Annotated in this window: 8 protein-coding genes; 5 read left to right on the plus strand and 3 right to left on the minus strand. The window is 70.4% G+C overall.

Annotated elements, in window-relative coordinates; genetic code table 11:
- Positions 1-73 precede the first annotated feature (73 nt).
- Complete coding sequence (locus K377_RS26605; RefSeq protein ID WP_111666035.1) at positions 74-1,891, minus strand: MFS transporter; 1,818 nt, start codon at positions 1,889-1,891, stop codon at positions 74-76.
- A 154-nt stretch (positions 1,892-2,045) separates the two neighbouring features.
- Positions 2,046-4,667 carry a D-alanyl-D-alanine carboxypeptidase gene (locus K377_RS26610; protein WP_111666036.1) on the minus strand — a complete coding sequence of 874 codons (2,622 nt, stop codon included), beginning with the start codon at positions 4,665-4,667 and terminating at the stop codon, positions 2,046-2,048.
- A gap of 204 nt (positions 4,668-4,871) precedes the next feature.
- Here K377_RS26610 and K377_RS26615 point away from each other — a divergent pair, with 204 nt between their 5' ends.
- From K377_RS26615 to K377_RS26625, 3 genes are all read left to right on the plus strand, one after another.
- The gene (locus tag K377_RS26615) at positions 4,872-5,612 is read left to right on the plus strand and encodes a GPP34 family phosphoprotein (protein ID WP_111666037.1); all 741 of its coding nucleotides are present in this window, start codon (positions 4,872-4,874) and stop codon (positions 5,610-5,612) included.
- 312 nt (positions 5,613-5,924) lie between these two features.
- Entirely contained in the window at positions 5,925-6,782 is an 858-nt protein-coding gene (locus K377_RS26620; RefSeq protein ID WP_111666038.1) for a helix-turn-helix transcriptional regulator, read from the plus strand.
- 294 nt (positions 6,783-7,076) lie between these two features.
- Positions 7,077-7,277 (plus strand): DUF397 domain-containing protein, encoded by a 201-nt coding sequence (locus tag K377_RS26625; protein WP_111666039.1) that lies wholly within the window; start codon positions 7,077-7,079, stop codon positions 7,275-7,277.
- 159 nt (positions 7,278-7,436) lie between these two features.
- Here the strand turns inward: K377_RS26625 and K377_RS26630 are convergent, their stop codons facing one another.
- Complete coding sequence (locus K377_RS26630) at positions 7,437-8,273, minus strand: hypothetical protein (RefSeq protein WP_111666040.1); 837 nt, start codon at positions 8,271-8,273, stop codon at positions 7,437-7,439.
- Between the two features lie 80 nt (positions 8,274-8,353).
- Here K377_RS26630 and K377_RS26635 point away from each other — a divergent pair, with 80 nt between their 5' ends.
- The gene (locus tag K377_RS26635; protein ID WP_111666041.1) at positions 8,354-9,148 is read left to right on the plus strand and encodes an SDR family oxidoreductase; all 795 of its coding nucleotides are present in this window, start codon (positions 8,354-8,356) and stop codon (positions 9,146-9,148) included.
- A 343-nt stretch (positions 9,149-9,491) separates the two neighbouring features.
- Entirely contained in the window at positions 9,492-11,051 is a 1,560-nt protein-coding gene (locus K377_RS26640) for a sodium:solute symporter family protein (RefSeq protein WP_111666042.1), read from the plus strand.
- The last annotated feature ends 295 nt before the right edge of the window (positions 11,052-11,346 follow it).

Genomic DNA, 11,346 nt, shown 5'->3' on the forward strand with positions numbered 1-11,346 from the left:
CAGGGGCGCGGGGAACTGCGCGACCAGCCCCCCACCGGGCCGCAGACTAAAAGACAACCCGACAGGGCCGGCGTCAGCGGAGTTCCTCCGGGCACGGGGTGCCGCGGGACCACTGGTAGGGGGCCGCCAAGTGGTAGGTGCCGGGTTTCGGGGCGAGGAGGACCGTCCACTGGTCGCCGGAGTCGTCCTTCTCGGTCTCCATCAGGCACCCGTGCGCATTGGAGAACGACCGGGGCAGACTGTCGTCGCCCTCCCGCGCCCGCTTCGACGCCTCGGTCTCCTGCGGCGTCCCCAGACTCTTCCCGTCGGCGTCGACGACCGACAGCCACGGCGAGTACGGAATCCGGATCAGCACCCGCCCGGGCTGCGTGACCTCGATGGTCAGCTCCCCCTGCTCGGCGGCGTCGACCACGGCGTGCGGCTCGGCCAGCGGCGTCGGATCGGTGACGGCGAACAGCTGCCAGTTGGCGTCGCCCCACACCTGCTTCAGATAGGGCAGCCCGCGCTGCACCAGCTCCCGCTCCCGCTCACCGCCGGACCCGTCGGGCTCCCCCTTGGGCAGCACCACGTAGTGCACGGCCCACCGCTTGAGCCATTCGTGGTAGTTCGCGGAGTTGAGAGTGTCGTCGTAGAAGAGGGGGTTGCGCTCCATGTCGGCCTGCCGGTTCCAGCCGCGCGCCAGGTTCACGTACGGCGCGAGCGCGGACGCCTCCCGGTGCGAGCGGGCGGGCACGACCTCGACACGGCCGCGCTCGGCGCTGACCTGCTGGAGCTCGTTGACGAGCGGTGCCAGCTCGCGGGCCCAGGAGGCGGCCGGCGTGGTGTGCACGACGTCGTCGACGGACTTGAAGCCGATCCACCCGTTGAACCCGACGAACGCCACGACGATGACGTACCACTTGCGGGACCGCGGCACGGTGAACGGCAGCGCGGCCAGCAGCGCGACGCCCGCGAAGAGCATCGGGAGCCGGGTGACGTTGGAGCCGATCTGCGAGCTGATCAGCCACACGAGCAGCACGGCGAGGGTGTAGACGGCGGACGTGATCCGGACCGTCACCCATTCCTTGGGGACGAGGACGAAGCAGAAGACGCCGTAGACCATCGGCAGCAGCGCCGACCAGAACGACATCGGCTGCGTCCCGGAGAACGGGAACAGCCACGCGGAGAGCCCGACCACGGCGGCGGGCGCGAGCCCGAGCGCCCATGCCCCGGGCCGTCTCTTCTGGAGGAACAGCGCGACGGCGACGAGCCCCACGAAGAGCCCCGCCACCGGCGAGCAGGCGGTCGCGACCCCGGCGAGCGGCGCGGCGACGACGGCCTTCGCCCACCGCTTGAAGCGCCAGCGGTACGGCCAGCAGAAGACGGCGGCGACGGCACCGAGCCCGAACATCATGCCGAGCCCGAACGTGACCCGGCCGGACGCGGCGTTGCACAGCAGCGCGAAGACCCCGGCGAGCGCGGGCCACAGCGGCTTGGCGACGGCCCGCGTACGGATCAGGATCAGGGTGAGCAGGGCGGCGGAGAGCGTGCCCGCGATCATCATGGTGGTCCGCACGCCGAGCACGGACATCAGATACGGCGACACCACGCTGTACGAGACCGGGTGCATGCCGCCGTACCAGGCGAGGTTGTACGCGGAGTCGGGGTGCCGGCCCACGAACTCGGCCCAGGCGTCCTGCGCGGCGAGGTCACCGCCACTGTTCGCGAACGTGAAGAACCAGATGAGGTGCAGGACCCCGGCGATCGCGGTGACGGCGAGCACGGGGTGACGTTCGGCGAACCGCGCGGACGCCTCCCGCGCCGCGCCGAGCGCCCCGCGCGCGGGCCGTATTCGTCCGCGCTCCGAGCCCGGCTCCGCGTCGTCGGCACGCGTCGGCTCCGCTGTGGCCACTGCTGACACTCCCCGTACGTACCGTTGTGACGACCGAGGGGTACGAGGGGTACGTCCCGAACGCCCCGGTCCTGCCCCGGTCTCGCGACGCTAGCACGGCACCTGTGAACGGGCGCCGCGGGAGGCCGGTGCGCACCAGCCTCCCGCAACGACGTCAGCCGACGCGCTTGATTTTCGCTCCGAAGCCGGGCTCGGCGAGGTCGCTCTGCAGCGCGACGGGCACCTCGACGGCATCGTTCTTGCCGTCGCCGACGCTGAGCACCCCGACCTCGGTGCCGGCCTTGGCCGAGTGCGGAGGCGTCCTGCCCTTCTGCTCGTCCAGCTTCAGCTTGACGGTCAGGCCCGACCAACCGACGGCGGTGACGTCCTTCGTGGCGACGACCGGGGTGGTGCCGCCGAGCCCGTCGTCGACCTGGCCGACGACGTCGCCCTTCGTCACGATCTTCTTGGCGGTGAGCGCGCTCTGCCCCGACTCGATCAGCTTGCGGACGACGCCGGTGACCTCGTCGATGTTCGCCGTGCCGTTGTGCCCGTACTGGCCGAGGGCCGCGCCGATGATCGTCTGGGTCTTGCCGTCGACCTTCTTCTCCGCGGCGAAGAGGATGTTGCCGCCGGCCGCGGTGGTGGTGCCGGTCTTGATGCCGATGGCGACGGTGGGGACGAGCCCGAAGAAGTTGTTCTGCTTGTCCCCGTTGAGGTCCACGTAGCTGGGCTGGCTGGAGACGTCCTTGAAGACCGGGTTCTCCATCGCGGCGCGGCCGAGCTTCACGAGGTCCGCGGCGGTGGAGACGGTCGTCTTGTCGAGGCCGCTGGGGTCCGTGTAGGTCGTGTTCTTCATCCCCAGCTCCTTGGCGGTCTTGTTCATCTTGTCGACGAACTTGTCCTCGGAGGAGCTGCCGGTGTCCCAGCGGGCGAGCAGCTTGGCGATGTTGTTGGCGGACGGCAGCATGACCGCCTGGAGCGCCTCGTACTCGCTGATCTTCTGGCCCTCGGTGACCTTCACGACCGACTCGTTCTCGGCCTTGCCGGTCTCGTAGTGCTTCTGTGCGGCGGCGTCGACCGGGATCTTCGGCCCCTTCTCACCCGGCTTGAGCGGGTGGTCCCGCAGGATGAGATAGACCGTCATGACCTTGGCGATGCTGGCGATCGGTACGGGCTTCTGGTCACCGGACGTGCCGAACGTACCGATGCCGTTCACGTCCATCGCCGCCTGGCCCTGGCCGGGCCACGGCACGGACGGCTTGCCGCCGTCGAACGAGACGGTCTCCTGTGCGGTGAGCTGAAGCGTCGGCGTCGGGAGCGGACGCACGGCCTGCACGATCGCAAACGCAACGATCAGGAGGAAGACGATCGGCGTCCACACCTTGACCCGGCGCACCGCGGTACGGGTGCGGGTCTCCGGCGGGGGCGGGGTGTTGGTCAGCTCGGCGAGCAGGTCGAGCGGCGGCTTCGGCGGCAACGGCGTCTGCCGCGTCCGCTCGGGCTCGGCGACGGCGGGGGTCTCCGCCTTCGCGGCACCCGCGCCCGCGCCCGCTCCTTCATCGAGGGACTTGAGCGGCACGAACCGGCTGGTCCGCTCCGCCTCGGACTCCTCCTTCGCCTTCCCCTTCGCCTCGGCCTTCCCGGCTCCGGCCGCGGGCGACTTCAGCATCGTGGTCGGCTGATCCACGGACGGCTGAACCGCCTTGAAGACGGCAGTGGGCTGGTCCACCGCCGGGGGCTTGGGGTCGGGGTCGGCCTTCTTGGCGTCGGGCTCCGGAGCGGCGTCCTTGTCCGCGGCTTCCGCCTCGGCGTCCTCGGCGTCCTCGGCGTCGCCGGACTCGGGCTCCGGGGCCGCGGGCTTGGCGGCGGCGCTCCTGGGGTCCGGGGCGACGAGCTTGGCCTCGGCCGCCTCGGCCGCCGCGTCCAGGGCAGCCGCCTTGGCCACGGCCTCGCTCACGGCGGGCTCGGCGTCGACGTCCGCGTCCTCGCCACCGGCACCTTCGGCGTCGTCGTCCTCGGAGGCGGCAACGTCCTCGGAGGCGGCAGCGGCCTCGGCCGGGCGGGCGTCCTCGGGCTCGGCGTCGGCGGCCTCAGCACCCGAGCCCTCGGCACCCGAGCCCTCGGCACCCAAGCCCTTCGTCTCCGCGCCCTCGGCGTCGTCGGCGGGCTCAGCGGCGGGCTCAGCGGTCGGCTCCTCGACCCCGGAGTCCTCGGCGTCGGAGTCCTCGGCCCCCGCGCCCTTCACGGCCGCAGGCTCGTCGTCAGCGGCCTCGGCGCCCTCGCCGTCGTCCGCGGGCCGCGCACCCTCGGGCTCCGCGTCGGCGGGCTCGTCGTCACCGGCCTCGGCAGCCGGCTCCTCGGCGCCGGAGTCCCCGGCGTCGGAGTCCTCGGCGCCGGAGTCCCCGGCGTCGTCCGCACGCTCGGACGCGGCAGGCCCGGCGTCCTCGCCGCCGTCGGACCCCGCACCGGCGGAGCCCCCCGCGCTGTCACCCGTACCGCCGCCGGTGACCCACGCGGCCACGGCGGCGCGCAGGCGCGCGTCGCCGGGTTCGTCCGCGCCGGAACCGGTCCCGGAGGCCGCCCCGGCCTCCGGCTTCGCGCCCGTCTCCGTGCCCGTGGAGCCGGATCCGGAACCGGACCCCTTCCCCGCCGCGTCACGGACCGAGAAGACCGCCGTAGCGCGATCCACCTCCGGGCTCGTCTCCCGCGCCACAGCGAGGCGCGGATCGCGCTCCTGCGAGCCCGGGCCTCCCGACGCCTGCTGCTCTCCCGACCTGTCGGGGGTCCCCGCCACCGATGCCTCCTCGACCGCTAACCACTAGACGCCGACGCAAACCAGCGCTGTCCGAACCATGTACCAGTGTCCTGTGTGGGGGCTTAACCCACGTGGTAGACGAGAACGACATACCTACTGGTTCCCACTCAAAGCCCCCACGCGCTCTCGACAGACAGATGTGAGAGGGGTCACCCTGTCATTCATCCACGCGGGGAGGCATGGATGGGCAGGAGCCGCAGAACAATTCCGGAGGAGCTTCTGCTGCTCGCTCTGGACCCGGCCACGGGTACCACAGCGCAGCCGCAGTCGCTCGACCTAGGTCTGGCCGGAGCACAGCTAGTAGAGCTGGCGCTGGCCGGACGGATAGCCCCAGACGGGGATCGTATCGCCGTGGTGGCACCACGGCCGACCGGAGATCCGACTCTGGACTGCGCGTTGGAGTTGCTGCGAAGGCGCGGCGCTCCGGTGCGGGCGGTCCACTGGATTGGCGGGCCACGCCTTGGCCTTCGCCAGACCTACCTCTCGCACCTGGAGCGGTGCGGCATGGTGCATGCCGTGGCGGGCCAGATGTGCGGGGTGTTGCCGACGACTCGCTACCAGGCGACGGACACGGCGATCAGCCGGGAGATCAGGGCCCGGCTGGACAGTGCGATCCGTACCGGCGTCCCGCCGGACCCACGGACCGCGGCGCTCGCCGCGCTGGCCCATGCGGTCGGACTCGGCAAGCACCTGTACCCGGGGAACGAGGGACGATCGTCCCGCTCCCGGTTGCGGGATCTGATCAGGCACGACCCGATGGGCGGCCTCGTGGCGCACGCCGTGATGGACGTCCAGAACGGGGTGGCCGCACAGCCACGCCGCTCGCCCGCCACCCCGGCGGGCCGGGGAGCACCGGAGCCCGCACGGGGCGTTCCGATGCAGCCGTCGCACCACGGCCACATGGCGCGTGTCGCGGCCCACTGAGGAGACTCGGGAGCCGCCGGCACAGCACCTGACGCGCCGTACGAACCGCACCGACAGCGCCGCACCGCAGTCCCCAAGACCCGGTTCGGGAGCCGCTGTACCGCGCGGGGTGATGCACCGGACGTCCGTCTTCCGCACCGCGGGAGCCGGGCCCGGGACATCGCCCCGCGCGGTCGCGTGCGGGGCGCTCCACAGCTGCGTGCTCCATACATATCCGCTGTTTGGCAGCGGTGGCGGCCCGTTGGTGGCAATCTGCTGAACAGCAGATACGCAACGTACAAAAAAATGCACGCAGCCGGAGGTGCACGTCCCGTGGCGTCCAACGTCAATCCCACCGTCAGGCGACGCCGGTTGGGCCAGGAGCTGCGGAGGCTCCGGGAGCTCAAGGGCATGACCGCCGAAGAGGTCGCCGAGCGCCTGCTGGTGTCGCAGTCGAAGATCAGCCGCCTGGAGAACGGGCGGCGCAGCATCAGCCAGCGCGACGTGCGCGACCTGTGCGGGGTCTACGAGGTCGAGGACCACCGCATCGTGGACTCGCTGATGCAGATGGCCAAGGACTCGCGCCAGCAGGGCTGGTGGCACTCCTTCGGCGACATCCCGTACAGCGTCTACATCGGCCTGGAGACCGACGCGGCGAGCCTGCGCGTCTACGACCCCCAGGTCGTGCCGGGCCTGTTGCAGACCCGCGGCTACGCCGAGGCGCTCATCAACGGCGCGCTGCCGGAGACGACCCCGTCGGACATCGACAAGCGCGTCCAGGTCCGGATGCGGCGCCAGGAGCGCATCCAGGCGCCCGACAACCCGCTGCGCCTGTGGACGGTGCTGGACGAGGCGGCGCTGCGCCGCACGGTCGGCGGCCGGGGCATCATGCGCGAGCAGTTGGAGCACCTGGTCGAGCAGTCCGGGATGCCGCACGTCACGGTGCAGGTGATCCCGTTCGAGATGGGCGCGCACCCGGGGCTCAACGGGCAGTACGCGATCCTGGAGTTCCCCGACGCGGCGGACTCCAGCGTGGTCTACATCGAGGGCGTCACCAGTGACCTGTATCTGGAGAAGGCCAACGACGTACAGAAGTACAGCGTCATGTACGAGCATTTGCGGGCACAGGCGCTGAACGTGGAGCAATCGCGACAGTTCATCTCCGAGATCGCCAAGGAGTACGCCCGCTGACGATCTCCGGCGGCGATCTCCGACCGCCTTTCCGGAAGATCGAATTCCGGGCGGATTCGGCACTCTCCACGACTTCGGGACAAAGGCGCCGCACGGTACACCTTCGCCTCTGACCAATGGAAGACCCCAGTGGAATATGCCATCCGGTCGAGTGAATGGCCGCTTCATGCACCCGAGTTGGCGAGTAGCGTCGATCACGCCACCAAGACACCACCGTTGGCGAGAACCGCTCCGGATCACGGAGCGGGGACGTAATTCGACCCCTGGTCGACCACTGGCTAAACCGGAGCGAACATGGCAATCCAGCAAGGCGCCACGGAATCCTGGATCAAGTCCTCGTATTCCACGGGCAACGGCGCGTGCGTAGAGGTCAAGTCCCCCGTGGTCCACGCGATCGCGGTACGGGACTCGAAGGTCGAGGAAGGGCCTTCGATCGGCTTCGCGCCCGGCTCGTGGAGCGCGTTCGTGCACGAGGTGAGCACGGGCACGTTCTGACCGGGCCGAGAGGCCCACGGCACCGAGTGTGCCGGAGCACGACAGCACCAAGGCACCACGGCTCAACAACCGCATACGCACCGCAAGCATCACTGTGGGAGCCCTCTCGACTGGTTCGCCGTCCTGGCCGAGGGGGCTCGGCCGTGTCCGCGGACCGTGTCAGCGCAGCCGGTCCACGTAGGTGTCGGTTCCCGGCACGGTCGGGACGAACGGCGCCAGCAGCTCCACCCGCGCCCCGAGCCCCGCGCCCGCCACCTGCTCCCCGAGCCCCGCGAACCGCTCCTGCCAGCACTCGCGCGGATCCGCCTCCAGGAACCAGAGCAGCGTCAGCCGGGTGTCGACGCCCTCGACCTGCTTCACGTACGTCATCCGGTCGCCCGGCAGCGGCGTCGGCCGGAAGAGCGTCACCATGGCCGCCGGTGAGCCGGCGAGCGCCTTCGGCAGGTGCCGCGCGCGCAGCCACTCCACGAGCCCGTCCCGCTGCTCGGGCCGCTCGACGTCGATGACCTCCAGGACGAGACCCGCGTACGGGTGGTCGAGCGCGTGGAAGTCGCGGGGTCCCGCTGCCCCGTCGCGGTAGACGGTCGCCTCGTGGTCCTGGAAGGCCGTGAAGACGTGGGTGCGGTCCTGGTAGACCCGGCCGTCCCGGTTCAGCCGCTTGTTGATGCCGACGGTCCACTTCATGTGCTCGTCGTAGCGGCCCTCGGTGACCCAGTACGTGGACAGGTAGCAGCCGGCGGTGACCGGCTCGGCGACCGCCGACTTCTCGGGGAGGCGCAGGAGTTGGAGGTCGCGGGTGGCGACCCAGCGCCGCCCGGCGAACATCCAGGGCATGGCCATCGCGCCCGCGTAGTAGTGGTCGTCCTCGTACCAGCGGTTGTACGCGTACTCGTGCCCCGGATGCGGTTCGACCATGGTGATCAGGGCGTGCCCGGGGCGCACCCCGTACGGCCCGACGGCCGCCAGTTCCGCGTACGTCTCGCTGTGGGTGTCCATGCCGATCCCCTTCCGTCCTCCGTACGACGCACCTACTCTGACGCTCCGTCAGAAAGATGACCAGAGCCAGGAGGCGACCGATGGGGAATGGTGGACTGCTCGCCGGGAAGACCGTGATCGTCTCCGGGGTCGGCGCCGGGCTCGGCCACCAGGTGGCCGCGGCCGTGGTGCGCGACGGGGGCAACGCGGTGCTCGGGGCGCGCACGGAGGCCAACCTGGCCAAGGCCGCCGCCGAGCTCGACCCGGACGGCGCCCGGACCGCGTACCGCGCCACGGACATCACCGACGAGGGGCAGTGCGCGGCCCTCGCCGAGCTGGCGCGCGAGCGGTTCGGCGGGGTGGACGCGGTGGTCCATGTCGCGGCCTGGGACAGCTACTTCGGCGGTCTGGAGGACGCCAACTTCGAGACCTGGCGCCAGGTGATCGACGTGAATCTGCTCGGCACGCTGCGGATGACCCGGGCCTGCCTGCCCGCCCTGAAGGAGCGCGGCGGCTCGGTCGTCATCATCGGCACGCAGTCGGCGGTGGCCGCGCCGACCCAGGTGTGGCAGGCGGCGTACGCGGCGTCGAAGGGCGCGCTGACGAGCGCGATGTACTCGATGGCGCGGGAGCTGGGGCCGCACCGGATCCGGGTGAACACGGTGCTGCCGGGCTGGATGTGGGGCCCGCCGGTGCAGGCCTTCGTCCAGTTCACGGCGCAGACCGAGCAGGTACCGGAGGACGAGGTCCTGGGGCGGCTCACCGAACGGATGGCCCTGCCCGAACTCGCCACGGACGGCGATGTGGCGGACGCGGCGGTCTTCTTCGCGTCCGACCGGGCGCGCGCGATCACCGGCCAGCAACTGCTGGTGAACGCGGGGGAACTCATGCACTGACCAGGGAGGGCCGGAACTCCTTTCACGCGACCGCACGGGACCCGCATCCCGTGCGGTCGTTCGCGTCTGCCTGCCTTTTTCGGGCTTCCGGCTACTGACGAAGGGCCCGCCCATGGTGTGGCCCCGGTCACGTTCACGACAACTCCCCGAAGGGTCACGAAAAAGCAAAATCGTTCGACTTGCTGATCTCAGTTCACATCCATGACCACGAGAACTCTTGACCGGTCCACCGAACAAGGGGTTCAATCCCCCAAGTCCCCACTCCCGCACGGGGGCGCCCGCTGAAACGGACGTACTGACGAAGAGCCGCAACGTTCACAAGGCGGACCCCTGGAGGGGGCACATGAACAGTCTCGACTGGGTCGTGCTCATCGGCTATTTCGGCATCATGGTCGCGATCGGCGTCTGGTCCCACAAACGCGTGGACAACGTCTCCGACTTCTTCACCGCGGGCGGCAAGATGCCGTGGTGGCTGTCGGGCATCTCGCACCACATGTCCGGGTACAGCGCGGTGATGTTCACCGGGTACGCCGGCATCGCGTACACGTACGGCGTGACGTCCTTCGTCACCTGGTCCTTCCCGATCGCCATCGGGATCGCCATCGGCGCCAACCTGTTCGCGCCGCGCATCAACCGGCTGCGGTCCCGGCTCCACGTGGCCTCGCCCCTCGAATACCTGAAGAACCGCTACAACCTGCCGACCCAGCAGGCGCTCGCCTGGTCCGGCATGCTGCTGAAGATCGTGGACGTGGCGGCCAAGTGGGCGGCCATCGCCACCCTGCTCTCGGTGTTCACCGGCATCTCCCTCAACCAGGGCATCCTGATCACCGGCGCCATCACCGCCGTCTACTGCACCATCGGCGGGTTGTGGGCCGACGCCCTCACCGAGCTGGGCCAGTTCATCATCCAGCTCCTCGCCGGCGTCTCGATGTTCATCGCCGTCGTGGTGGAGCTCAACGACAAGCACATCGGCTTCCTCGACGCCTGGAACCGGCCCGAGCTCCAGGGCCACGGCAAGCCGCTGGTCGGCCAGTACGGCGCCGTGTTCCTGCTCGCGTTCCTCTTCATCAAGCTCTTCGAGTACAACGGCGGCATGCTCAACCAGGCCCAGCGCTACATGGCCACCGGCTCACCCCGTGAGGCCACGCGCTCGGCCCGGCTCTCCGCGGTCCTGTGGCTGGTCTGGCCCGCCGTCCTGTTCTTCCCCATGTGGATGTCGCCGCTGCTCGTCCACGCGCAGAAGCCCGACGGCTCCGACTCCTACGGCCTGATGACCGAACAGCTGCTGCCGCACGGTCTGCTGGGCCTCGTCATCGTCGGCTTCTTCTCGCACACCATGGCCATGTGCTCCTCCGACGCCAACGCCATCGCCGCCGTCTTCACCCGGGACGTCGCGCCGGTGCTCTCCGCCAAAGCTCGGTCCTGGAACGAGCGGCGGGGGCTGATCGCGGCCCGGCTCACCACCGTCGTCTTCCTCGCCCTGTCCATGGCCGTCGCCACGCAGGTCAACTCGCCCACCTTCAAGGACATCATCACCGTCGTCATCAAGTGGGTCGCCGGTCTCATGGGGCCGATCGCGATCCCGATGATGCTGGGGCTGCTGCGGCCGTTCCGCAAGTCCGGGCCGACCGCCGCGCTGACCAGTTGGGCGATGGGGCTGCTGGCCTTCTGGCTGGTCAACTATCCGATCAGCTGGAACGTCGACGGGGGCGTCCCGCTCCAGTACCAGGTCTCCATCCCACTGGCCGTGTCCCTCGTCCTCTACATCGCCCTGGGCTTCATCAAGCCCGAGGACACCCCCGAGCGGGACGCCATCATCGAACGCATCAACACCGACGACGACAGCTCCGCCGCCCCGATCCCGGCCCCCGCCGGGTCCCAGGACGACGTCCAGCGCCTTTAGCTCCGCGAGGGGCTGGGGGCTGGTCGCGCAGTTCCCCCGCGCCCCTGGGTGGTTCGCCGTGCGCGGCTCTCGTCGTGGCTGGTCGCGCAGTTCCCCGCGCCCCTGGGTAGTTCTTCGCGCGCGACCCGGTGGCCGCTTCTCGCGCAGTTCCCCGCGCCCCTAGGTCGTTCGTCCCGCGCGGCCCGGTGGCCGCTTCTCGCGCAGTTCCCCGCGCCCCTGAGGCAGGCGCTTCGCGCAGCCTCCCCTTGAGGCTGCGCTCCGCGCGCCTCCCGATAGGGGGCAGCGGCGGCGCGCC

It is taken from the genome of Streptomyces sp. PsTaAH-137 (assembly GCF_003259365.1).
Classification (GTDB): domain Bacteria; phylum Actinomycetota; class Actinomycetes; order Streptomycetales; family Streptomycetaceae; genus Streptomyces.